Raw genomic sequence first — 24,081 nt, 5'->3', positions numbered from 1 at the left:
ACCAAGTGTTCCGAAGAACTCCTTTTCGTCGCCGTGGCCAAGGTTCGCCATCTCCGCGTCAACGGTAAAGTTCGTTCTATCGCCGAGGCTATAGCGCACGTACACGCCGCCGTAGCCGCCGCTTATCTTCTCATCCTCTGCAGCGCCGTACTTGAAGCTCACGCCCGCGAGGTTCGCGCTTACGCTGTCGGCCTCAGTCTGACGCGCCCTTACTCCTGCCCTAAGCTCCACCTCGCCGCCCTTGCCAACGGAGGCAACGGCAAGCTGCGCCGAGCTTGTAAGAGAGCTCGCGCCGTAGCCCTTTACCTTCAAGTTCTGCGCTGTGGTGCCCTTTTCCTGATAACCGTCGTACTCTGCCATTGCGTAGGATACGCTTACCGAAGGCCTAAGCTCGAAGCCGTCGCCTGCCTTATACGCAGAGCCGAGCCCGAGAGACGGGCTGATGAAGTAGCTTGTGTTGTCGCCCTTTGCCTTTTCGGTGGTAAGAAGATACTGCACATAACGCGTGTTCTCGTGGTTCTCCATACCGCCGATGAGGCTCGCGGTAAAGTTGGCAAAGCCCAGGTGGAAGCGGCCGTAAGCGCCAAGGTACATGCTGGTCGTATCTATCTTCGCGGACTTTACGTTATCTGTCTCGGACGAAGATGCCGCAAAACCAGCCAGCACGCCTATGCGCGTGTTGGAATGGTCGAAATCATAGCCGAGCACAACGCCGCTGCCCTCGTGCTCCGAGGAAAATACGGTGGCGCTGCCTTCGTTATTTCTTTTAAAGGTAAATACCTCTGTCCACGCCTTGGAAGGCTCGGAAACATGGAGCATGCCCGGGGCAAGCTCGAGTGCCGCGACCTGCAGCGGTCTGCGGCTGTTTGCGTACCCAGTGCCGCCCGGCGCGCCGTGATTAAGGTGGCTCAAAGCAACATTATGCACGGAAGAGGTGGTGGCGCCGATGTTCGAGGCCTGTCTCTGTGCTCCGTTTGACTGGCCTACAACAGTGACCGTGGTGCCGTTAACAAAGGCCGGACCGCCTGCGCCGAAGACGTTTATCTGCTCTGCGCCCACAAAATCCACGCTATACGAAGTAGTTCCGCCGCCGTAGATGTTTACTATGTCCATATCCCCTACTCCGAGGTCGATTGGTCCTAAAAGCTGCGAGCCCGGATGGATGTTCAGGGTGCTGTCGGTGCCGGCGGGTAAGTCCAGGCCACCTACATCAACAATGGAATACCAAGCGCCGCTGATAATACCGCTGTTGGTTAAAGTGCCGTTATTTTCAAGAGCTACTCCGGCTAAACCACCCTGTATGATATTGGTATTTGTCAGCGTGCCGCCATTAACATGCGCGCCAACTTCACCGCCTTCTATGATGCCTGTATTGCTTGCCGTACCTCCTGGCGTGACTATTAGCCCGACCACACCGCCCTGCATAGTGCCGCTATTCGTTAGAGTGCCGCTATTTACCACTACAGCTCCGGTATAAATGTTATTTTGCATAGTGCCGGTATTCGTTAGCGCACCTCCGTCTATAATAAATGCCCCATAATAACCGCCATCTATGGTGCCGGTATTAATTACCATGCCGCCGGCGCCCAAACCCTGCACCAGTACAGGTATAAATGTTCCATTACCCTGGATTAAGCCGTTATTGATTAATGTGCCGTCATTAATAAACACCCCAACTTCAGCTGCATATGTGCTTACAAGACCGTTGTTAGTCAATGTGCCGCCGCCGTCAAGCCACACTGTGGGGTTGCCACCAAGAGCACTTATGCTGCCACTACCGGTGTTGGTTAACGTGCCGCTACTCATATAAACTCCGTTGCCGAGATCGGAGAGTATATTGCCGCTGTTAGTTAGCGTGCCGCCAATTATACGCACTCCATAGCCTAACTCGGAGAGTATATTGCCGCTGTTGGTTACAGTGCCGCTAAAAAGCAACACTCCGGCGCCAAACGTAGTATTTATTACGCCGCTGTTGGTCAGCGTGCTGTTGCCGTCAAGAACTACTCCGTTATTGGATGAGAGTATGATGCTGTCGGTGGTGTTGATTACCGTGCCGTCAACCACATATACACCGTCACCTGACTCAGAAAATATGAATCCGTTGTTGGTTAACGTGCCGCCGGTCATACTTACTGCATCGCTCCAAGCAGATATCGTGCCGCCGAAGTCATTGGTTAGCGTGCCGCCGGTCATATTTACACCGAAACCACCGTCAGTGGATGATATGAGACCGCTATTGGTCAGCGTACCGCCGTTGAGCTGCACTGCATCCGCCCAGGAAAGTATCTCACCGCTGTTGGTTACGGTACCGCCGTCAATAATAGCTCCTACACCCCACCATTCACTCAATATGGTGCCGGTGTTGGTTAACGTGCCGTTGACCATATTTACACCAACACCACCGTCATTGGAGAATATGAGACCGTTGTTGGTCAGCGTGCCGCCGTTGAGCTGCACTGCATCCGCCCAGGAAAGTATCTCACCGCTGTTGGTTACGGTACCGCCGTCAATAATAGCTCCTACACCCCACCATTCACTCAATATGGTGCCGGTGTTGGTTACCGTACCGCCTTCAACCCATAACCCGTCACCGCCGTCCCAGGCATTGATAAAGCCGTTATTGGTCACGATATTACCCGTACCGGTAGAGTCAATCCAAACAGCTACGGGCCAATCCGTAAAAATCTCTCCGTCGTTTGTGAGGGTATTATTATTATTGGTAATGATTACCGCCTCTCCGAACGTATCGATACCGCCTCCGGCCTCAATGGTTCCGGTCTGGCTTCCGGTCAATGTCTGATTTCCAAACCAATCGCCACTTAGAATATCAAAGTCTGCGGCAAAAGCAGGTTGCACTGAGAATACAGCCAGTACGGCCGTAAGCAGCGCAAGTGTTCTTAGTACAGATACCTTAGAGATGCACTTCATTAGATGTACCTTCCTCTCATTATTGGTGGTTTTTGTGGTGCACTGCTACAACGTCTTTAAAACACTTTTCTGCTATGCTGCAAATGCCGATTTCATATAAAACCCGTCAAGAAAATTATTGGCCGCATATACAACAACGATACGATCCTTATTTGAAAATTTTCATTAAATATATTTAAATGCTTATTTTATTTTTAATAACACTTTTTAAAAAAACTGCTAAAAAAATAAAGTTATCCTGTGTTACCTTTATAGCACCGCGTAATTGATTTGTAAAGGAAATTCGACATCTTGATATTATGCCGGAGAAAACACCTCTTGAAAACTTCGCTAAAACCAAAGAATTCTGAAATAATTACGCCCTGCTTGCCTTAAAATAAGCAGGGCGTAAACTACGGCAAAGGGCAAGGGACTTTAACCCTCAAGCACGTAAGCCAGCTTGAAAACAAAGGGGGCTTTCCATAAGGAAAGCCCCCGATATTAACTCATTCTAAATGTGGTGCGCTACGCTTAGAAGCTTATATCAACTCCAAGCGTGCCGAAAAGCTCCTCTTCCCCGCCCGCTCGGCGTAAAGCGCTCGTTCGAGTCCCGAAAACCCATATAAATATGCCACCCCGGTCTCCCGACCGGTACGCTGTAAACTCTGGCGGAGGGCAAGGGACTCGAACCCTCAAGGGCGTAAGCCCGCCGGTTTTCAAGACCGGTGCCTTACCATTAGGCTAACCCTCCGCTTTTTGAAAACCTTTTTATAAAAGGGTCGTTAGACCCACGGTTTCCAAACTTTCCAAAAATTTTTAAATATCACGCCTGCTTCTCTATCCTCTCCATGCCGTGCATGTACGGGCGAAGAGCCTTGGGGATTATAACAGACCCGTCCTGTTGCTGAAAGTTCTCGAGTATCGCAACAAGCGTTCTGCCGACCGCAAGACCACTCCCGTTTAGCGTATGCACGTGCTCGACCTTCTTTCCGCCAGCAGGACGGTACTTTATCGAAGCCCTCCGTGCCTGGAACGCCTCGAAGTTCGAGCAGGACGAAATCTCACGGTATTTATCCTGCGCCGGGAGCCAGACCTCCAGATCATAGGTCTTTGCCGAAGAAAACCCCATGTCACCTGTGCAAAGAAGGACGACCCTGTAAGGAAGTTCCAATCTCTTTAGAATCTCCTCTGCGTTCGCTGTGAGCGTCTCGAGCTCGTCGTAGCTTTTCTCGGGAACGGAAAACTTCACAAGCTCGACCTTGTCGAACTGATGCACACGAATAAGGCCCTTCATGTCTTTACCGTAGCTGCCGGCCTCTTTCCTAAAGCACGGCGTATAGGCGGTATAATGTATGGGCAGCGCGTCTTCTGCGAGTATTTCCTCCCTGTGGATGTTCGTAACAGGGACCTCGGCCGTGGGGGCGAGGTAGTGCTCCCAGCCCTCAATCTTAAATTGATCCTCCTTGAACTTCGGCAGCTGCCCCGTCCCAACAAAGCACTCTGCCTTTGCCATGAACGGCGGCAACACCTCCATATACCCGTGCTCTCTTGTGTGAATATCGAGCATGAAGTTTATAAGCGCCCTCTCAAGCAAAGCACCGGCGCCCTTCATGAGCCAGAACCTCGCGCCCGCGATTTTCCCTGCCCTCTCGAAATCCATAATGCCAAGCCCCTCGCCTATCTCGACGTGGTCTTTGGGCTTGAACTTCAAAACCGTCTTCTCGCCTATCGTGCGGACGACCTTATTATCGTTCTCGTCTTTGCCAACAGGCACGCTCTCGTGCGGCACGTTCGGGATGGTAAGGAGTATGGGCTCAAGCGCTGCGTCGCATTCGGTAAGCTCTGCGTCGAGCTTCTTAATAGTCGCGCCGACTTCCTGCATACTGTTTATAATTGAAGTAGCGTCCTTGCCTTCTTTCTTTAAGCGCCCGACCTCTTCCGAAACTTTATTGCGCTTTTCCTTCAACGCCTCGACCTCTTTAAGAATGCTTCTGCGCTTAAGGTCTAATTCCTTGAAGGCCGACAAATCGACTCCGCCGCTTCTTGCGGCAAGCCGCTTCTCCGCTTCTTCCGTGTTATCGCGTAGATACTTTACGTCCAGCATTTTCAGTCCTTAATGGTTTTTTATAACGGCGCCGGCATGTTCTCCGGATAATCCACGTGGAACCCGAAGCTTATTTCCTTTTTCTCGCCCGGTTTTAACTGCAACACCCACTTAAGCGTTCCCTGCCAACCCTTCTCCTCGGGCTTTGGCGTCATCTCGTCTGTTTCCACCACTATATCCTTATCCTGCGAAACAGGCAACTGATCGAGTACCGTAACCTCCGCGTCCTGCTTCTTGAAGTTCGTCACCTCTATCTTATAAACATACGACGCGCGCATTTTACTCGAAAGCACACCGCTCTTACCCCTCTCGTGCTTCACGAGCTTTCTCTCTACCTTTATGCCCTCGTCCACGCCAAGCGAGAGAAGAAGCTTCTCCTCGGGCGCGACCGCGCCGATATTCAAGGAACCCACGAACTTATCGTCTATAAAGTCGTTCACGTTCCCCGGAAGAAGCGGATACCCTGCCGTGTTCTTCACCTCTGCCTCGAGAAATACGTACTGGGAAAGCTTGGGCACTGTCCTGTACTTGAACAATGCGTCGAGCTTGTCGACGGATATCGTCGTCCTTACGGCGTCGCCGCCGCTTGCTATATCGGCCTTTTTCTTTATCTTGAAGACCGTAGAAGTAAACCCTCCGGAAATATCGGCTGTCACCGGGGCGGCCCTTTCTTCGGCAACATCAGAGGCAACCTCCGCTTCCATGGCAGGAGCCTCGGCAAATAACCCTACATTCGAACTGATGCTCTTAGAGCGCCTATCAACACGCACCGGAGCAGCGAGATACCACGGGTAAAGCCCGGGCACCTGCGCGCCAAGCGACGGCCTTGCCGTAGAAAGCGTAAGAGAAACATCCTTCCAGTCCTCGCCACTCGTTTGCCGGACATTTCCGTAACTTGTCAGCTCCACCGTATTTTTCGCGGTCATCGCCCTCGCGTCGTAAGAAGGTCTCCAGTCGACACCAAATATCATGTACGAAAGCTCCACCTTGAGCGTGCCGGGCCTTTGAACGTCAAAGGAGATCACCGCGCTCCGCTGCCCCTCGCCGTCCTCGCCGTTGATTGAACCAAGCTCGTTTTCGATATCCCTGATTTTCTCATCCAGCTCTTTTCTTTTCACTGTCAGAGACGACATCTCTTCATCGGCCTTGTTAAGTCCGCGTATATAGAAGTCCAGCACCCCCTGCCAATCAACGGTGCTTACCTTTCCTTTTTCCACGTCCCTGGACATGTTCTCGTGCGTCTTGAACTTTATCTCGTTTAGAAATTTCTTCGCTGCCTCCTGGTTCCTGAACTTGGCATCGATTAAATTTCTTTCCTTTATAAAAGAATCGAGTTCTTTTTTAAGCGCCTTTACCTTTTCGTCGCTGTATTTTTTCAAAAACGTCGTCTTCTGCTCCACGCCGACTATCTTGACGCCGGCAGTGCCCTCGGCCTCGACCCTTACGCTTTCTTCATTTAGCCTTGGAGGGAGCGGGGATATTTCGACCTCATAAACGCCTTCCCTGTCGAACTTAACGTCGGCGCTTCGCTTGACGATTGCGCGGTCGGAAAAGACCTCGACTGCCGTAACCTTGTGCGAGGGCTTAAGCGTATCGGCATACGCCGCGCCGCACGCCAGAAAGAGAACCGCTAATACCGCGCCGGACAATGTCTTGCATATATTCCCGGTCATTTTCCGCCCCTCCATCTCTTAAAGAGATTATTCTCTACTGTAGCCGCGTCAAGCACCTTACCGACCACGAAGTCAACGATATCCTCTACCTTCTTCGGCTTATGATAGAACCCGGGCATCGCAGGAAGTATGGTAACGCCTATCCTCGAAAGCTTCAACATGTTTTCGAGATGTATTGGGCTAAGCGGGGTTTCCCTCGGCACGAGGATAAGGCCGCGCTTCTCCTTTATCATGCAGTCAGCCGCGCGTTCGATGAGGTTCGTCGAAGCTCCGGTGGCTATCCTTGCAAGCGTGCCCATGGAGCACGGACAAACTATCATGCCCCTTATATCCGCTGAGCCGCTTGCGGCAGAGCTCATCAAATCCGAACTGTCCGAAAAAGAAAGCCGCCCCTTGCCGTCCCAAGAACGCTTTTTTAAATATCTTCGTATGGAAGAAGCCGCGTCCGCGCCGCGCTCCACACCTTCCTCTTCCTTGAGAACAAGAAAACCAGGAGGGGAGACGATAAGCTCGACATCGTCTCCCCTCTTAAGAAGCGCGCCGATAAGGCGAAGCCCGTAGACCGCTCCGCTTGCGCCCGTTATCGCGACGATGTAGGTTGCCAAAGGCCCTAATCCTTAAGCTTGATAGTTACGAACATGAAGCCCTCGCCGCGCTTTATGCGAAGCCGCAAGATCCCCTTCTTCACGGCCTTTAGTATCTTGTTGAATTCGGCAACATCCTTTACCGCCTTACCGTTCATCTCGCGTATGATGTCGCCGCGCCTTAACCCTGCCTCTGCACCGAGCCCGTCCTGCTTAACCGAGGCTATGAGAACGCCGTCGGTCGAATCGAGGCGGAAGCGCTCGGCAATGCTCTTCGTTATATCTGTAACGCCTATACCGAGCCTTTTGCCGGATTTTTCGTCCTCATCCTCGGTTGTCTCGCGTCCCTTGCCCTCTTCCTCGGCAGTATCCTTCTTTGTTGCGACAGTTATTTTCAAAGCGCGCTCCTTGCCGTCCCTGACTACCTTCACGTCGACTGTGGAACCAGGCACAGTAGCGGCAACTATGCTTCTTAGATCCTTTGTAGAGCTTACTTCCTTGCCGTCGAACGCGACTATCACGTCCCCGCTCTTCATGCCTGCCTTGTCAGCCGGATCCCCTGGCAGCACGTAAGGCACAAGAGCGCCGTACGGCTTTGAGAGACCAAAACTTGTCGCAAGGTCCGGCGTTATGTCTTGCAGTGAAACCCCTATCCAGCCCCTCGTTGCCTTGCCCTTTTCCTTAAGCTGCAAGAGCACGCCCTTTGCGAGGTTTACCGGTATGGCAAAACCTATGCCCTGACCGCCCATAACTATCGCGGTGTTTATGCCAACAACCTCGCCCCTTAGATTGAAAAGCGGCCCGCCGCTGTTACCAGGATTGATGGAGGCATCCGTCTGTATGAAGTCGTCGTAAGGGCCGGCGTCTATGACGCGCCCCTTCTGACTGACTATTCCGGCAGTGACCGTGCCGCCAAGCCCAAACGGATTGCCGATTGCAACCACCCAGTCGCCTATATCAAGAGAATCCGAATCTCCGAGAGCCACTACGGGCAGTTCCTCGGTAGCATCTATCTTTATAAGCGCGAGGTCGAGGCTCTGGTCCCTGCCTATTACCTTTGCCGTATACTCCTTTTTACTGTCGTTCGAGAGCGTTACCACTATTTCCGCCGCGTTCTCGATAACATGGTAATTTGTGACTATATAACCGTCCTTGTTGATTATGAAACCGCTCCCCAGGCTCTGGCGTTTGAAGCTGCCGTCGCCGCCAAAAAGCTTATCCATCTCCTCTTCGTCGAAAAACTCCTCAAAAGGCTGCGTCCTAAACTCCGGGAACGGAACGCGCCGCCTTTTTATCTCCTGTGTCGTGGATATGTTTACGACCGAAGGCGTAAGTTTCTTGGCAAGAGAGGAAAACGACTGCGGCGCGCCGTTTTCGAGCTGGCCCTTTTCCTTTTTACCCTTTGCGTCCGGCGCGTCCTTCCAAAAATTTTGAGAATCGCTATTGCCCGTAACACCCGGCCCCGCTGTCAGCCACAGTCCGGTAAAAAGTGAAATGGCAGCGACCATAATCAGCGTGCGAAGACCGTATTTTCTGGAAATCATATTTTTAGAAATTCCTCCCTTGTTCTAACTCTGTTTTGCGGCTTCAATATACTTCATACGAAGATCGTGAAGCGTTTTATCGATGAACATGTTTTCGCTCGCATCGAGGTTCCCGGAAGTCTTGCGCTTCAACATTTCGATGATATCTATGGTATGGCGCGCCATCGTAAGGTTTTTGCCGCTCTTGCCGGTTTCCGGGTCAGCCACCTCTCCGAGGCTGTAGAGCACCGAAACGGCAAGCGAGGCTATAAAAGTGGAGAAATCGGGCGGGGGTAATTGCTCCGTGTTTGCCGCAGCGCCGCGTGTCTCGTCTTTTTTAACGGCAGCGCTGTCCATGCCGCCCTTGTCTTTAGCGTTATCAGATGGCGACATGTCGTTATTATGCTTCCTTTACGTCGATATGTTTATGCGTTTCCTTGCTTAACTTTTTTATAGTTATCTCAAGAACGCCGTTTTTAAGGCTCGCTCCAACGCTTTCCCTGTCTATCTCGCCGGAGAGGCAAAACGTCCGGTGGAACATGCCGTAGGAACATTCCATCCTGTGGTACTTTTCTCCCTCGAGCCCGGAGTTGCGCTTGCGCTCGCCTTTTAGCACGAGATTGTTGTCCGTCAACTCGACGTCTATATCATTTATATCCAGGCCCGGCAGCTCGACCTTTAATATTATCTTATGCTCGGTCTCGTATATATCGGAGGCCGGATGCCACACGCACGAAGAAACATTTTCACCGTACCGAGCAAACGTCTCGTCGAATATGCGGTCCATGCGTTCCTGCAAAAACAAAAGATCTTTATAAGGTATCCATTTGAGAATTCCCATGGCAACCCCTCTAAGTGCGTTATTTTACGGGTATTTTACTACAAATTGACTGCCAAAACAAGGTTTTCGCGCTTTATTTCGAAAAAACTACAGCTTACTTCCTTTTCATGACAAGCTCATTGCCCTTTAAATCGACCATCACAGTATCGCCGTCAGCAAACTCGCCCTCGAGTATCGCTGTTGCAAGGTAATCCTGTATCTCGCTCTGAAGAAGCCGCTTAAGCGCCCTTGCTCCGTAAGCCGGGTCATACCCATTTTGAGCTAAATAGGTCTTTGCAGTATCTGTTAACAAAAGAGCTATCCTCTTGTCTTTTAAGAGTTTTTCAACCTTCTTCAACTGGATATCCACTATTGCCTTCATATGCTCACGCGTAAGCGAATGAAAGATTATGGCATCGTCAATTCTATTTAAGAACTCGGGCTTGAAGTTCTCTTTTAGCACCTCGGTAACGCGCTCCTTTATTTCATTATAGTCCTTATCCTCAAGTTCTGTTATGTAGCGGCTCCCGAGGTTCGATGTCATTATAATGACCGCGTTCCTGAAATCAACGGTCCTTCCGTGGCCATCTGTCAAGCGGCCGTCATCTAATATCTGAAGAAGGATATTAAAAACCTCCTGGTGCGCCTTTTCTATTTCATCAAAAAGGATTACCGAGTAAGGCCGCCTCCTAACAGCCTCTGTAAGATATCCGCCCTCTTCATACCCGACATACCCCGGGGGCGCGCCGATAAGGCGCGCTACCGAGTGCTTTTCCATGAACTCGCTCATGTCGATTCTTATCATGGCCTTCTCATCATCGAAAAGAAACTCTGCCAGGGCCCTTGCGGTCTCTGTCTTGCCAACCCCCGTTGGTCCAAGAAATATGAAAGAACCTATCGGGCGGTTAACGTCCTGAAGCCCGGCCCTTGCTCTTCTAACCGCCAAGGCAACCTTCTTTAATGCAGCGTCCTGGCCAACAACACGTTTACCGAGCTCTTCTTCGAGCCTAAGAAGTTTTTGCTTCTCTCCCTCGAGCATCCTTGTGACCGGTATGCCCGTCCACTTGCTGACAACAAGGGCAACGTCATCGCCGTCGACCTCTTCCTTTAGCATGCGCTTTGCGCCGGACGAAGTGTCAAGAGAAGCCTGATTTGCCTTCAATGCTTTTTCCAATTCAACGAGGCGGCCATATTTCAACTCGGCTGCCTTCGCAAGGTCTCCCTCTCTCTCGGCCTTTGCGGCATTTAGCTTTACCTCTTCTATCTCGGCCTTTTTCTTTCTTAGGCTTTCGATGGTTTCTTTTTCCTTTTTCCAGACGGCCTTTAAGGCAGTGCCTTTTTCCTTTAGCGAGGCAAGTTCGGCCTCTATTTTTTCGCGCCGCTCGATACTTTCCTTGTCGGTCTCTTTCTTTAGCGCCTCTTTTTCTATCTCGAGCTGCATAACGCGGCGCTCTATCTCGTCTATTTCAATTGGCATGGAGTCGATTTCCATCCTAAGACGCGACGCTGCCTCGTCTATAAGGTCTATGGCCTTATCCGGAAGAAATCTCTCGGTGATATATCTATTTGATAGCGTTGCGGCTGCGATTATGGCGGAATCTGCGATTCTAACGCCGTGGTGCACCTCGTAGCGCTCCTTCAGGCCGCGAAGTATGGCAATCGTATCCTCGACATTGGGCTCTCCCACATACACCGGCTGAAAGCGGCGCTCAAGCGCCGCATCCTTTTCAATGTGCTTACGGAATTCATCGAGCGTTGTTGCGCCAACACACTTAAGCTCGCCTCTCGCAAGCGCTGGCTTTAGCATGTTGGATGCGTCCATCGCGCCTTCGGCAGCTCCGGCGCCGACAAGCGTATGAAGCTCGTCGATAAACAGAATTACCTCTCCTGCTGCGTCGCCTATTTCCTTTAAAAGCGCCTTTAAACGCTCCTCGAACTCTCCGCGGAATTTCGTGCCAGCGATAAGTGCACCGAGATCAAGCGCCAGAAGCCGCTTGTTTTTTAGCGCCTCGGGCACGTCTCCGGCAACGATGCGCTGCGCAAGCCCTTCCGCTATCGCTGTCTTTCCTACACCTGCCTCGCCAATGAGCACTGGGTTATTCTTCGTCCTTCTGGAGAGAACCTGAATAACGCGCCTTATTTCGTCGTCACGGCCGATTACAGGGTCGAGCTTTCCCCGTTTCGCAAGCCCGACCAGGTCGCGCGTGTATTTTTCCATTGTCCGGTATTTTTCCTCTGGCGATTGGTCTGTAACACGCCCCGAGCCGCGTATGGAAACAAGGGCCTTTAGTATTGCATCCCTTGTTATACCGTTGGATTTGAAAATTCTTGCTGCCTCGGTCTTGCCGGACGTGGCGGCAAGCAATATGTGCTCGGTTGAGACAAACTCATCCTTTAACTTTTCCGCCTCTGCCTCGGCCTCTATAAGAAGGTCTCTAAGGGCCCTTGATATCCCTGCCGCTTCGCCGCCACCGTAGACCTTTGGGATTTTCTCTACAACTTCCTTTAACTGCGAAGCAATCAGCCTGACATTCGCGCCAATTGCCTCAAGCACCGGGGTAACAACGCCGCCCTCCTGCTCAATTAGCGCAAGGAGCATGTCCTCGACGGTTATCTCCTGCCTTTTCGAGCCCTCTACAAAGTGCTGGGCCTTTTGCAGCGCTTCCTGCGATTTTATGGTGAACTTATCGAGCCTCACGCCATATCTCCTTGGTTCTACACTATTAATCTATGGCCAACCCGCCCTGTTGTCAAGGCCCGCCGCATAAACGACGCTTAATTTCTTGCTTTTGACCATGCCCGAAGGTATTATAATTCCCGGCAAAAAAACAATGCAGAAAGGAACTTCTCAATGGCAATCCAAAACGGAAGCATGGTTTCCCTCGAATACACGCTAACGCTAAACGACGGAACGATAATAGACTCCAATGTCGGCGGCAAGCCGCTTAACTTGCTCCAGGGCTCGGGCATGATAATCCCGGGGCTCGACCGCCAGATACTCGGCATGAAGGCAGGAGACATGAAGATGATAACCGTATCGCCCGAAGAGGGCTACGGGCCCGTTGACCCGGAAGAATTCCAGGAAGTGCCGCGCGAGAACGTGCCAAAGGAAGCGCAGGCCGTAAACTGCATGCTTCAGGGCGAAACAGAGGACGGCAGGCGCGTGTCTCTACGAGTGCACGAGATAAGGGAAAATACCGTCATAGTCGACGCGAACCATCCGCTTGCAGGAAAGACCCTTAACTTCGAAGTAAAAATCCTTAGCGTCAAGTAGCCTGTCCCATATCCCCGAGCTCATACTGAACAATCGAGAGGGCCGCAACCGAAGCGGTATCGGCCCTTAGAACACGCGTACCAAGGGATATAACCTTAAAACCCGCAGCCTTCGCAGCCTCGACTTCTTCTTTTTCAAAACCACCCTCGGGTCCTATCAAGAGAGAAAGACTTTTATAAGACCTTTCCCTGAGGACGTTTTTAAGTACCATATCCGTCGAGTCCTCGTAAAAGAGCACCTTTAATTCGGCCGCTTCTTTAAGGGCCTCTTCGAAGCTTTTTATCTCTATATCTACAAGGCGCGTTCTCTCGCACTGCTTTGCGGCTGCTATGGTTGTTTTTCTGAATTTCTCGAGCTTCTTTTTTTTATTCTCTTCATCGAGCGTTATAACGCTTCTCCTTGCCGCAAAAAACACAACCCGTGCCGCGCCAAGCTCTGTTGCCTTTTCAACGACAAATTCCGGCACATCGCCCTTTGTAAGGGCCTGAAGAAGCGTTATGGATATCCTATCGGGCCTCACGACATTATTTATCTTTGTTACGTCTATCAGGGCCGCTGCCTTACCTATGCTCTTTATCGCTCCCTCTGCCTCAAGCCCCTTGCCGTCGAACAAAACAACGGCATCCCCGGGCTCGAGCCTCAACACATCCCTAAGATGCTTAAACTCCTGGCCCGCGAGTTCGAAGTCCTTGTCGGTTTCTTTAAGTCCTTCGGCAAAAAACCGTCTCACTTTTTACCGGCCTTTTCAAGGAGCAATGTCGACCATTCCTTTGTCACGTATTTCTTTTTAAGAGAAAACCCTTCCTTTACGTACGCGGCGACAACAGATGCCGCCTCTTCGTTAAGTATGCCGGAGAGAACAAGCAGGCCTTCTTTTTTTACCTTCACGCAAAGCGGCTTTTTTATTCTCTTTAAAGTCTCGGCAAGGATATTTGCTACAACAACATCGTAGCGTCCTGTCACACGGCCAAGCGAAGTTGCCGAGAATTTTACCTTCAAACCGTTTAATTCCGCATTCTCCTTTGCAACCTTCACTGCAATAGGGTCGTTATCAATGCCCGCAACCGAACCGAACCCAAGGCGAATCGCAACAAGCGCCAGCACGCCGCTTCCCGTGCCGACATCGAGGAGTTTTGTTTTCCCAAGCGCCGCCTTCGACCTTTTCAGGGAAATATCGTAGATAGCGCGTATGCAGTTCTTTGTCGTTGGGTGCGTTCCGGTGCCAAAGGCCATGCCCGGGTCTATTTTTATGATATGGCGCACTGACTTGGGAATCCTGGCTGTCCACGTAGGCGCTACAAACACAGTGCCGACCTTCACGGGCTTGATGAATTTTTTCCACTTCTTCGTCCACCCCGAATCATTATAATCGGTAACGGTAAGACTCCAATTGAACCTGGCGCAGGCCTTTTCTATCTTATCTATCTCGGCCTTTTTCTCCGGCAAGAGATACGCCTTTACAAGAGGCCGCCCGCTTTCCTCCTCCTCGAACACGCCCTGGCTGCCGGCTGCCACGACAATATCGACGACATCGTCCTTGCCCTTCGCAGGCCCGGAGGCCTTTATCTCAATCCACTTTTTGCTCATATCCCCTTGCCAAGGCAGCTCCTGCCTTCATCCCTTTCAGCGGCGCCGTGCCAAGCGCATCCTTATCACCGGAGCCAAGAACATCACCGGCCACGCGCTTAACCCCGCTTGCCATATCAACAGTTGTCTCTATAACTTCCGATGCGGTGTTCGCTGCTGTTTCGGAAACCTTTTTTACGCCGTTTAAGGCCACTTCGCCAACGACTGCTCCGCCCTGCACTATCAATTCGCCGCCCTTATACACCACCTTGGCCCCTGCCTTCAAAAGTTTTATCAGATCGTCCTTTCTTATAATAATGAGCTTATTAAGTTCCTTTAGCGCCGTTGCCGTTATCTTCACCGGCCCCATGAGCACTTCGCCTGTCTTGGCCGTCAGCATATGGCCGGCATCCACCATGCGCGCTACCTGCATTTTTTCGCCAAGCGCTTCGACAAAGCCCGAGCCCTCGTGCACAGCAACGCCGACATCCCCGCTTTCCTCTTCTTCCCAAACAGACATCTCGCTTCCTTTTATACCGGCAATTATCATCTTCGTTTCGACTGTCATTTTGGAATTGTCCTTCGAAAGCCCGTTAAGAAACCCTCTCATGCGCCCTTTTTTGAGCCGCGTGCTTATGCGGTTGGTTTTTTCCGTTTCATTGAAATACCACTCTGTAAGTTCCATGCTGCTCTGCTCGGCAACGGTTATGACCGAGTTGTCCGCGAACTGAATGGTAACGCCGCTTTTCTTTCCCGTGCGTATCTCGTCGTTTACCAGCACCTCCGTGCCTATGGAAGGTTTTATCGTATTGCCGTGCCTAAGTATTTCAACCAGGTCGCCACTTGTAACCGTGACCCAGGCCGCAGGAGCTGCTTTTTCATCGGCCACAGCGTAAGAAGCAGCGGCCAGAAAACAAAGAACGGCCGCTAAAGCGGCCGTTCCTATTTGTGTCGCACGGTATCGCAAGGGGCGCCTCTTTTTCCTACGCCCGCATGTTGACGAACTGGAGCGCTATATCGAGCGATTTTGTTTTGAGCATCCCGATAACCTCCTGAAGGTCGTCTATCTGCTTGGCTGTGACACGAAGCTGGTCGCCCTGTATCTGCGCCTGCACCTTTAACTTCGAATCCTTTATTATCTTCACTATCTCCTTTGCCTTTTCCTGCGGTATGCCCTGCACAATCTTCGCAACCTGTTTTTTCAAGCCGCCCGATATTTCCTCGACCTTGCCGTAGTCAAGGGCCTTTATCGGCACGCCGCGCTTTGCAAGCTTGGTGTGCAGCATGTCCTTTACCGCCTCGAGCTTCATGTCATCATCGCCTATCATCACTATCTCGCCCTTCTTTTCCCACTTTATCTCGGACTTGGAGCCCTTGAAGTCGTAACGCTGCCCCATTTCCTTGATTGCCTGATTCACTGCGTTGTCTATCTCCTGCTCATCCACCTTTGATACCACGTCAAACGACGGCATAAAACACCTCCCGCTATATTTTAGGTTTCTACGGTTTTATGATTTTAACGCCCTTTGGCGTTTTGAATTTGAAAAAACTATCCTTTATATCCTCGTTAACGCGAATGTTCGTGAGCGTCATGGTCGTCTCGCCGCCGTATGCATCGTCGACAACGACCTTGAAGACCAGAAACTCATCGCTCGTTTCAACGCGTATCGACTTTATTACCCTGTCCTTTTCCTTTGGCGCAAGAGTAAACGCATAACCGCTCTCTGTTTTCTTCAAATCAGAGGCATTGAAATCTTTTTCGAAATCTCCCTCGCCCATGAGAAACCCTATCGCAACCGCAGGCGGGCCTTCGGTAAGCGGCGACTCTACTGCCTGCGCAATGTCTGGCTGATAGTATATGAACTTTTTACCGTCGCTTAGGATTTCGTCCTGTATCGGGTCTTTATATACGAACTTCATCTTCCCCGGTTTCTTAAGGGACACGCTGCCGGTGGAAGAATCGCGCTGCTTTAGCTCCTTATAATATGTGTCTTGCTTAAAGGAAGCCTGCACCGTGCTTATGCCGGAATATTTGCTCTGCACGCCTTTGATGACTTCTTTGATATCCAAAGCAGACGCAGCCGTTGAAATAAAAATAATACTTGCGGCAACAAGTGTTGCGCCTGTTTTCAAAAAAACCTTTTTCATCTACTCGCCTATTCCTCTTTTTATGACTTCTCTGGGCTTGCTGCCCTGCGCAGGCCCAACGACCCCGTCCTGCTCCATCTTCTCTATTATGCGCGCTGCAGTGTTATATCCGATGCGAAAACGCCTTTGTATATAAGAAGTGGATATCATCTCCATCTTCTGCGCCATCTCGACCGCTTCCATGTACTTGGCCATGAACTCCTCGCCTAGGTCCTCGGCCTCGGCAATCCTTTCAACGGTCTTTTCATCCATTATCTCATCATGATAAACAGGCTTACCCTGCTTTTTTAAGAAGTCCGTGACCTTCTTTATGTCTTTTTCGGACACATAGCAACCGTGCAGCCTCAAAAGCTTTCCCGCGCCGGGCGGCATGAAGAGCATATCGCCCTGACCAAGGAGCGCCTCCGCTCCTCCGGCATCGAGTATGGTGCGCGAATCGGTCTTCGACGGCACCTGAAATGAAATACGCGCCGGAAAATTAGCCTTTATGAGCCCGGTTATGACGTCCACCGAGGGCCTCTGCGTTGCCACGAGAAGATGTATGCCGGCGGCCCTTGCCATCTGCGAAAGCCTCACGAGAGAGTCCTCGACATCCTTACCCGCTACCATCATCAGGTCGGCAAGCTCGTCGATGACCACCACTATAAAGGGAAGCTTCTTATGGTCCGTATCCGAATGCCCGGGTTTTTCGGCAACGAGCGCGTTATAGCCTTCTATATTCTTTGCACCAAGCTCGCTCATGAGCTTATACCTTCGCTCCATCTCAACGACAGCGCCCCGAAGCATCGTATTTGCGCGTTTAACATCGGTTATAACAGGCTTTAGAAGGTGCGGTATGCCGTCATATATGGAAAGCTCGAGCATCTTCGGGTCCACCATAAGAAAGCGAACCTCTTCGGGAGTGGCCTTGAAAAGGATGCTAAGTATCATGACGTTTACGGAAACGCTTTTACCCGAGCCCGTTGCTCCTGCAACGAGAAGGTGCGGCATCTTCGCGAGATCGGCAACGTAGTGCTCTCCGGAGATGTCCTTACCGAGCGCGAGCGAAAGCCTGCTTTTGTTTTTCTTGAAGTCCTGGCCTTCCAGTATCTCTCTTAACGTTATACTGGACTTGGAGACGTTTGGCACCTCTACTCCCACGACAGCCTTCCCCGGGATCGGGGCAAGTATGCGTATGGAATGCGCCCTAAGCGCGAGCGCCAGGTCGTCTGCGAGGTTGACTATCTTGTTGACCTTTACGCCCGGGGCGGGTTCGAACTCGTAGGTCGTGACAACCGGGCCAAACCGGACCTCGACAACCGAGCCGTCGACATCGAAGTCCTTGAGTTTTTTCTCGAGTATCTTCGAATTGGTAAGAAGCACTTCCTTATCAGCGGCCGCCTGTTCCTTTTCCGGAGCCTCGAGAAGGGTTGTCGACGGAAGCTGGTAGGCTCCGCCCGTAGACTGCGTAAAGCCGAGTTCTTCCTGTACCGGCTCGGCCTTTTTCTTTTTCGATTTTTCCTGCTCGAGCGTAACGATATTTGGCGCGCGCTTTTCCGCCTTCTTTTCCTGCACAGGCTCTTTTGCGGCTTCTTCTGTCTCGGGTTTTTCCTTTGCCTGCTTTTTCGGCTTTTCCGCTTCAATCTCTTCTTTCTTAAGCTCTGCCGCCTTCTTGCCGAAAAACCGCCCAGCGCCGTAAACGCCCTTTGTAACGAACCAAAGCGCTCTCGCTGTTTTATCGAATATCTGTATGACCGGAAGTCCGGTGCCTATTCTAAGAGAAACAAGAAATACCGCGCTGAATATGATTATGCCGCCTGCCTTGCCGACGTACCCAGCAAGATTTCTCTCAATAAGTTCGCCGAAAACGCCGCCTGCCACGGCGCCGTCGAAGATAAAAGAAAATATCGCACACGACGCGGTAAAGAAAAGAACAAGGCTAAGGGCCTTTGCTATGTTAAACCCCTCGCCGTGCCTTATAAGAAATACAAAGGAAAGAAAGAAAAGAAGCAGCGGAAAGAAATACGCGCTGTAGCCGATGCCAGCAAACATCATCCACGTAATGTTATTTCCGAGAAGCCCCACCCCCTGCGTCGGGTCAACACCTGCGTGGTAAAATATAAGACTAAGCGCCGATAAAAGCGCGAGTGTCAGGAAAAACACGCCCGCGAGCTCGGTCTTTATCCCTCGTTTTTTTTCTTCGGGTTTTGCCATGTCGTTGCGGACACCAAGCGCTCCTATAAGCGGCTTGGCGCCCTAACCGTTCCTGAACTGTTTACTGAGGGTTATGGTCTGGTACTGATATGACGAACCTATCTTCGGACCGTAAACGATATCCGGCGTCTGGCTCATCTTTTCAAAAAACAACTTACAAAAAGTCTGGCCATGCGCTATCATGAACGGAACATCGTGCGCCCTTACCTCGAGCACGGCCTTTGTGCCCTTTAGTTCTCCCTTTTTGCCAAACCCGAACCCCGGGTCAAAGAACCCGGCATAATGCGTCCTTAGTTCGCCCGAGCCTGCCTCATAAGGCACCATCTCGCTTGCGTACCCGGCAGGTATCCGGATTTTTTCCTTTGAAGCGAGTATATAGAACTCCTCGGGTTCGAGTATAAGAGTGCCCTTGCTGTTCCTATGTATAGGTTCCCAGAATTCGTCTATATTATAGTAATTTTTCTTAGTTAAATCAACAACATGGCTGTTTCTTTTGCTCTTATACCCTATTACAGGGCTGTTTTTCTCGCCCGCAAGGTCAACACCCATGAATATGCCGTTTGATATCCTGACATTATCGTTATCTATATGCTTATCGCCGTCATATATGAGCCTGGTTTTTTTATTAAGCTCCTTTAGCTTGTCATCCTTGATGGTGCAGTCGCCGCGCCTAAGTCTTAGCTGCACGAGGCTAAGCCCTGCCTTGACGTTTATGGTAAACGACCTCGGCATTACCTCAAGATAAAGCCGCCCGCGATACCCTGCCGGTATTTCATCGAACCTCGGGTTTCTATCGGTTATCACGCGCGCGAATACGTCGAGCCTTCCGGTCGTAGACTTGGGGTTGGCCTTACCCTCTACATTCGCAGGCAGCACAAGCTCTTCCATAAGAGGGATAAGATAAACGCTTCCCCTCTCCAGTATGCCGCCACTGCTTATGTCTACCTCGTACATAACGAGGTCGGAATGATAATTACCGGTGGTTTTCAGCTTATCGCTTACAGCGCCGCTCTCGGGAAGAAAGCTCGAAACAAGCCTGTAGGCCTTTGGCCCGAGCCTTAGATCCATGCTCGCAGGCTGTATCTGCGCTTCTTCAACGCCGTTTAAGGTCTTTATCCAACCGTTCTTTACCGCGGCCTTAAGCTCCTGAAAGCTCAATACCCCTGTTTTTGCGGCAGATGGCTTCATTTGTATACCTGTACGCTCCGAGCTTTGATATGAATTTACGATATAATACAAAAAATACGGCATTAATGAAAGAAGAAATTTTCCATGCCCGAAACATTCCCTTTTGACTTTTAAACTTTCAAATGGTATAAATTTTAAAGAGCTTTTCGCTAAAAAATACCTTTCGCTCCGGTGCCTTTGTGATAATTACCTGCCCAAGCTGCTCTCATACCGACGACGTAGACGAATCGCTTATTCCGGCCAATGCCGTGCGCGTTGTCTGCAAACAATGCGGCAACAAGTTTCCTTTGTTAAGACCCGCAGCCGCATCAACGCCGCCGCCTTTTACAGGCGCAGCCTCGGCCGAAAAAACAATCGCCTATTATCAGGCCGATAACACCGGCCACAAAGCCCCGCCGCCAACGGCAAACGCGCCGCAAAATATCAAAGAGAGCCCGGCATTTCGCGGAAGCGGTGAACAGCTATTTATCCTGTACCTTGTCACAATGCTTTTATCCGCGGCAACGCTTGGCATATATTACTTCTGGGGAAAAATAAAAATAAGAAAATATATCTACGGACAAACCGAATTCCTCGGCGACCGTTTTCAATTCACAGGCACGGGGCTCGAGCTCTTTATAGGGTGGCTCAAAGCCGTTGGCCTTCTTGCTATCCTTATAGTTATTCCCAACCAGCTATCAACCTTTGTAAGCCCTGTCTTCGGCATATTATCGCTTCTCGGTTTTCTTCTCCTTGTTCCGATAGCCCTGGTCGGCTCGCGCAGGTATAAACTTACGCGCACGACCTGGCAGGGAATAAAATTTTCCTTTACCGGCTCCATCGGCCAATGCTTCAAGGTCTTCGCCCTTGGCTACTTTCTTACAGGCATCACATTCAGCATCTATTACCCGTATTTACACGCATCGATGCAGGAATTTCTCAGAGGCAACACCAGATACGGTTCAACGCCGTTTGCATACGACGGCAAGGGAGGCGACCTTATAGGCTCCTGGGTCATTACCATGCTTCTTTTCATACCGACCCTCGGCATCATGGGACTGTGGTTTCGGGCAAAACGCGTGCGCTACGACTGGGAACACACCACCTTCGACAATATGCGCTTCAAATGCTCCATAACGCCAGGTAAATATATAGGCTTCGAAATAACAAACTACCTTATACTGATATTCACCGCATGGATAGCATATCCTTGGGTGCTGGCCCGCCGCATGCGCTTTAATATTGAAAATCTCTCTCTCGAAGGCACGGTCGACTTCGAAAAAATAAGACAAACGGCCGACCAGGCCTCGGCAACCGGTGAAGGCCTTATGGACAGCTTTGAAATGGATTTCGGCTTCGGAATCTAGGACAAAGACGCGTCCCAAAATATCATGCAGACAAAGACCTCATGGCAGGCGTTTTACTACGACGGCCGCACGGCAGGAAAAAAGCCGTGCATTGTTTCTCTGTCCGCCTCATCTCTTTTTATAAAACTCAAAAGCAAGACTACTTACGAATGGCCGCTCGCAAACATAGAGCAGACTCAGGGGTTTTTCAAGGGGGAACCCGTAAGGCTCGAATATAAAGGCGCCTCGGTGCTCGTGGAAGGCGAAGAGTTTTTAAAGGCCCTTATGGCAGTCTCCCCGGATAACAGATTTCACGGCTCCAAAATACGCAAAAAGCGTACCGCAATTATAGCGGTACTCTCGCTTATTTCCTTTGCCGCCCTTATTGCGCTCCATTTCTGGGGCATTCCTGCCGCAGCATCCAGGATAGCAGCGCACATTCCGGTAAAATGGGAGGAGCGTCTCGGGGCCTCGGTGGTAAAAAACCTGACCGAAAGAGAAAGGCTCTGCGAAAACGAAGACCTTAAAAAGTACATGGACGAGATGGTGCGCCGCTTAAACGAATCCATTCCGGAAAACCCGTATACCTTCAAAATCTACGTCGCAAAAAACAAAATGGTAAACGCCCTTGCGGCTCCAGGCGGGCACATAATCGTATTTACCGGGCTCATTGAGGCGACAAATTCCCCGGAGGAACTGGCAGCCGTCCTTGCCCACGAGTTCCAGCATGTTCTTAAAAAACATGCGACAAAATACATTATTCAGAGCCTGTCTACGAGCTTTCTATTTGCCGCGATTTTGGGCGACGCAAGCGTGGCGGCAAATGCCGCGATGATTCTATCCATCACAAACTACAGCAGAACTCTCGAGGAAGAAGCAGATAGCGAAGCAGTCGAACTGCTGATAAAATCCGACATAGACCCGGCTGCCCTGAAAACATTTTTCTCGACTTTGGAAAAAAAAGACCCGAAGATGCCGGAGGCGCTGCGCTATATTTCAACGCATCCTATGACAGGCGACAGGATAAAAAACATCGAGAAAAAAATCGCGGGACAAACATTTAACACAACGCCGATTTTCCCGGACTCCGAATGGAAGGATATAAAGCCGGCGTTTTGCGCCAAAACAGAAACCGCAGAGAAAAAACCGGAAGAAACCGCGCCGGAGACGCCAAAACAGTAAGCATAAACCAACACTGCCCTCTTGCCGCAAATAACTCCCCGTAAAACTATCTTGTTACCTCGTTTTGCTTATCGCCGGCATCAGCCATAACGTCCTCTCCCCTGACGATTACCGAGAGCCTTCCGGTAACCTCTTTAATGGCAACGGCCACGTCCTCGAGCTTTCTTGCTCCATCCATATTACTGTTAACCTGTTCCGTGATGCTCGCAAAAAGAGCCGCCACCTCGCTGCTTCGTTTCTCAAGAAGCCCTGTGCCGCCCCTGATGTTGGTAACGGTCTCTCTTAGATCATCCATCATATCGTTTATCTTTCTTGCGGCATCCGAGGCCTCTTTGGTATGTTCGGACACCGAGTCTATTATCGCGGCGGAATCCCCAAGGGCCTCGTCGACCGAAATCCCGAGCTTTATCTGCTTGTTTACGGATTCGACCGATGTCCCGACAAGCGCCAACAGCTTTACGGCCTCTTTTTCCATTACATCCATACCGCTTATTATTTCATTTGACGCGCGCATCTTTTTTAATTCGCCTATTATGGCCTCGACCGCGCCGCTTTGAAGCTTTATGTTTCGTTCGATATCTGTCATTTCTTTTAAAAACGCGGCAACGTTTTTTCTCACGGCCATGGACTGCTCGGCTACCGACATCATGCCCATGGCTATCTCAGCCGACGTCCGCTCGACAAACTGTCTTAAGAATTCAGAGAACGCGGCGGATATCTCCGCCTGTTTTTCGACACTCTTCGCCATATCGCCGCGTATGATGCCGTTTATCATTTCGTCCAGGCTCTTATCTGCGGCCGCGACCCTGCTGGTTTGCGCCTTGACGCCGTCCATCAATTCCATTGAAACGTATCCGATAGTGCGCGAATTTTTCACCAGCTTGCCGGCAACATCCGTAATAGGGCGGCTTATGAACCCGGCAAGCACGGCTGTCGTGAAAAACATGCCTATTACGGATATAACCGAAAGCGCGATTATTATTATAAGCGCCCTGTTCTTGGCGGCTTCCGCGGCCTTTAAGTCCCTGTCTATTTTCGTAAGAACGAACTCACGAAGCTCGGCAAGAGATATTTTGAGCCTTTGAAGTTTCGGAAATGCCTCCGAAGGGTTCGGATGTCCGGAAGCGAACATCGAAAGATAATCCTTGGTGGCCGCCATTATCTTTTCCTTTATTTCCCGGTCCTCTTCGTCATCCATAAGGACCATCAATTTATCCACGTCTTTTTTGAAAATATCGTTGGTTTCGCTAAGCGCGTCGAGAAGGACAACCTTAGCGCCTTGGGTCTGCGCATCAAAGTACTTTTCCAGCATCATGGCGGTACCGTCTATGGAAATAACCGTGTACTGTGTTTCGACAAGCTGTGGAATGGAGCCGTCCTTGACAACGGCGACCTTTGCCCACATGGACATAACGGCATAGATTATCAAAGCGGAAATGACAACGGCTGCGGCAGAGGCAAAATAAAAACCTCTGGTCAGCTTTTGCACGTTTATCTTGAATTTAGGGATAGAACCGTCCGATTTCGGCATAAAATAACTCCTGCCGCAATATGTAAAAAATACAGAAAATTTCCAAGCGTCAAAAAACCGCAA

The 24,081-nt window shown here is 50.7% G+C and carries 19 protein-coding genes and 1 tRNA gene; 3 read left to right on the top strand and 17 right to left on the bottom strand.

Translation table 11 applies throughout. From position 1 onward, the window contains the following. From OEV59_05220 to clpB, 9 genes are all read right to left on the bottom strand, one after another. On the bottom strand, positions 1 to 2,928 hold a 2,928-nt coding region (locus OEV59_05220; protein MDH4227137.1), incomplete at its 3' end, for an autotransporter domain-containing protein. A 645-nt stretch (positions 2,929 to 3,573) separates the two neighbouring features. Continuing rightward, a tRNA-Ser gene (locus OEV59_05215) sits at positions 3,574 to 3,658 on the bottom strand. A 72-nt stretch (positions 3,659 to 3,730) separates the two neighbouring features. Next, entirely contained in the window at positions 3,731 to 5,011 is a 1,281-nt protein-coding gene (gene serS / locus OEV59_05210) for a serine--tRNA ligase (protein MDH4227136.1), read from the bottom strand. Between the two features lie 20 nt (positions 5,012 to 5,031). After that, positions 5,032 to 6,684, bottom strand: a complete 1,653-nt coding sequence (locus OEV59_05205) for a mucoidy inhibitor MuiA family protein (protein ID MDH4227135.1) — start codon at positions 6,682 to 6,684, stop codon at positions 5,032 to 5,034. Then, positions 6,681 to 7,289, bottom strand: a complete 609-nt coding sequence (locus OEV59_05200; GenBank protein MDH4227134.1) for a UbiX family flavin prenyltransferase — start codon at positions 7,287 to 7,289, stop codon at positions 6,681 to 6,683. Before OEV59_05200 ends, OEV59_05205 begins: the two co-directional genes overlap by 4 nt. A 5-nt stretch (positions 7,290 to 7,294) precedes the next feature. Beyond that, complete coding sequence (locus tag OEV59_05195) at positions 7,295 to 8,812, bottom strand: DegQ family serine endoprotease (GenBank protein MDH4227133.1); 1,518 nt, start codon at positions 8,810 to 8,812, stop codon at positions 7,295 to 7,297. A gap of 24 nt (positions 8,813 to 8,836) precedes the next feature. Continuing rightward, the gene (locus OEV59_05190) at positions 8,837 to 9,184 is read right to left on the bottom strand and encodes a DUF1844 domain-containing protein (protein ID MDH4227132.1); all 348 of its coding nucleotides are present in this window, start codon (positions 9,182 to 9,184) and stop codon (positions 8,837 to 8,839) included. Positions 9,185 to 9,191: 7 nt separating this feature from the next. Then, positions 9,192 to 9,632 carry an Hsp20/alpha crystallin family protein gene (locus OEV59_05185; protein MDH4227131.1) on the bottom strand — a complete coding sequence of 147 codons (441 nt, stop codon included), beginning with the start codon at positions 9,630 to 9,632 and terminating at the stop codon, positions 9,192 to 9,194. A gap of 94 nt (positions 9,633 to 9,726) precedes the next feature. Next, positions 9,727 to 12,309 carry an ATP-dependent chaperone ClpB gene (clpB, locus tag OEV59_05180; GenBank protein ID MDH4227130.1) on the bottom strand — a complete coding sequence of 861 codons (2,583 nt, stop codon included), beginning with the start codon at positions 12,307 to 12,309 and terminating at the stop codon, positions 9,727 to 9,729. 153 nt (positions 12,310 to 12,462) lie between these two features. On the opposite strand from clpB, the gene OEV59_05175 reads away from it, so the two are divergent. Then, on the top strand, positions 12,463 to 12,885 hold the full coding sequence (locus OEV59_05175) for a peptidylprolyl isomerase (GenBank protein MDH4227129.1): 423 nt from the start codon (positions 12,463 to 12,465) through the stop codon (positions 12,883 to 12,885). On the opposite strand, the gene OEV59_05170 is transcribed toward OEV59_05175, so the two are convergent. From OEV59_05170 to OEV59_05140, 7 genes are all read right to left on the bottom strand, one after another. Continuing rightward, positions 12,878 to 13,615, bottom strand: coding sequence for a 16S rRNA (uracil(1498)-N(3))-methyltransferase (locus tag OEV59_05170; protein MDH4227128.1), 738 nt, complete (start codon positions 13,613 to 13,615; stop codon positions 12,878 to 12,880). The genes OEV59_05175 and OEV59_05170 overlap by 8 nt on opposite strands. After that, entirely contained in the window at positions 13,612 to 14,472 is an 861-nt protein-coding gene (prmA, locus tag OEV59_05165; protein ID MDH4227127.1) for a 50S ribosomal protein L11 methyltransferase, read from the bottom strand. The genes OEV59_05170 and prmA overlap by 4 nt, the downstream gene beginning before the upstream one ends. Continuing rightward, the gene (locus OEV59_05160) at positions 14,453 to 15,340 is read right to left on the bottom strand and encodes a FecR family protein (GenBank protein ID MDH4227126.1); all 888 of its coding nucleotides are present in this window, start codon (positions 15,338 to 15,340) and stop codon (positions 14,453 to 14,455) included. The genes prmA and OEV59_05160 overlap by 20 nt, the downstream gene beginning before the upstream one ends. Positions 15,341 to 15,434: 94 nt before the next feature. Continuing rightward, positions 15,435 to 15,923, bottom strand: a complete 489-nt coding sequence (locus tag OEV59_05155; GenBank protein MDH4227125.1) for a YajQ family cyclic di-GMP-binding protein — start codon at positions 15,921 to 15,923, stop codon at positions 15,435 to 15,437. Between the two features lie 28 nt (positions 15,924 to 15,951). Beyond that, entirely contained in the window at positions 15,952 to 16,599 is a 648-nt protein-coding gene (locus tag OEV59_05150) for an outer membrane lipoprotein carrier protein LolA (GenBank protein MDH4227124.1), read from the bottom strand. After that, positions 16,600 to 18,792, bottom strand: coding sequence for a DNA translocase FtsK 4TM domain-containing protein (locus OEV59_05145; protein MDH4227123.1), 2,193 nt, complete (start codon positions 18,790 to 18,792; stop codon positions 16,600 to 16,602). It abuts the gene before it with no gap. 42 nt (positions 18,793 to 18,834) lie between these two features. Further along, positions 18,835 to 19,980: a 2'-deoxycytidine 5'-triphosphate deaminase gene (locus tag OEV59_05140; protein ID MDH4227122.1), complete on the bottom strand. Its 1,146-nt coding sequence runs from the start codon at positions 19,978 to 19,980 to the stop codon at positions 18,835 to 18,837. 179 nt (positions 19,981 to 20,159) lie between these two features. Between OEV59_05140 and OEV59_05135 the strand changes: the two genes are divergently transcribed. Both OEV59_05135 and OEV59_05130 read left to right on the top strand, forming a co-directional pair. Then, the gene (locus OEV59_05135; GenBank protein MDH4227121.1) at positions 20,160 to 21,326 is read left to right on the top strand and encodes a zinc-ribbon domain-containing protein; all 1,167 of its coding nucleotides are present in this window, start codon (positions 20,160 to 20,162) and stop codon (positions 21,324 to 21,326) included. A 24-nt stretch (positions 21,327 to 21,350) separates the two neighbouring features. Further along, on the top strand, positions 21,351 to 22,487 hold the full coding sequence (locus OEV59_05130; GenBank protein MDH4227120.1) for a M48 family metallopeptidase: 1,137 nt from the start codon (positions 21,351 to 21,353) through the stop codon (positions 22,485 to 22,487). A gap of 46 nt (positions 22,488 to 22,533) precedes the next feature. Here OEV59_05130 and OEV59_05125 read toward each other — a convergent pair whose 3' ends face one another. Then, complete coding sequence (locus OEV59_05125; protein MDH4227119.1) at positions 22,534 to 24,018, bottom strand: hypothetical protein; 1,485 nt, start codon at positions 24,016 to 24,018, stop codon at positions 22,534 to 22,536. Positions 24,019 to 24,081: the final 63 nt, after the last annotated feature.

This window comes from Deltaproteobacteria bacterium, assembly GCA_029858205.1.
In the GTDB taxonomy this organism is placed as follows: Bacteria; Desulfobacterota; GWC2-55-46; order GWC2-55-46; family DRQE01; genus JAOUFM01.
Note: the sequence above shows the minus strand (reverse complement) of the source record. Positions and strands in the feature narration are given on the sequence as shown.

Bases quoted from the DNA above. Each gene is read 5' to 3' on its own strand.
- OEV59_05140 (MDH4227122.1), bottom strand. From the start codon at position 19,980: ATGAAGCCATCTGCCGCAAAAACAGGGGTATTGAGCTTTCAGGAGCTT.
- OEV59_05130 (MDH4227120.1), top strand. From the start codon at position 21,351: ATGCAGACAAAGACCTCATGGCAGGCGTTTTACTACGACGGCCGCACG.
- OEV59_05125 (MDH4227119.1), bottom strand. From the start codon at position 24,018: ATGCCGAAATCGGACGGTTCTATCCCTAAATTCAAGATAAACGTGCAA.
- OEV59_05185 (MDH4227131.1), bottom strand. From the start codon at position 9,632: ATGGGAATTCTCAAATGGATACCTTATAAAGATCTTTTGTTTTTGCAG.
- OEV59_05155 (MDH4227125.1), bottom strand. From the start codon at position 15,923: ATGCCGTCGTTTGACGTGGTATCAAAGGTGGATGAGCAGGAGATAGAC.
- serS (MDH4227136.1), bottom strand. From the start codon at position 5,011: ATGCTGGACGTAAAGTATCTACGCGATAACACGGAAGAAGCGGAGAAG.
- OEV59_05205 (MDH4227135.1), bottom strand. From the start codon at position 6,684: ATGACCGGGAATATATGCAAGACATTGTCCGGCGCGGTATTAGCGGTT.
- OEV59_05190 (MDH4227132.1), bottom strand. From the start codon at position 9,184: ATGTCGCCATCTGATAACGCTAAAGACAAGGGCGGCATGGACAGCGCT.
- OEV59_05175 (MDH4227129.1), top strand. From the start codon at position 12,463: ATGGCAATCCAAAACGGAAGCATGGTTTCCCTCGAATACACGCTAACG.
- OEV59_05195 (MDH4227133.1), bottom strand. From the start codon at position 8,812: ATGATTTCCAGAAAATACGGTCTTCGCACGCTGATTATGGTCGCTGCC.
- prmA (MDH4227127.1), bottom strand. From the start codon at position 14,472: ATGAGCAAAAAGTGGATTGAGATAAAGGCCTCCGGGCCTGCGAAGGGC.
- OEV59_05145 (MDH4227123.1), bottom strand. From the start codon at position 18,792: ATGGCAAAACCCGAAGAAAAAAAACGAGGGATAAAGACCGAGCTCGCG.
- OEV59_05150 (MDH4227124.1), bottom strand. From the start codon at position 16,599: ATGAAAAAGGTTTTTTTGAAAACAGGCGCAACACTTGTTGCCGCAAGT.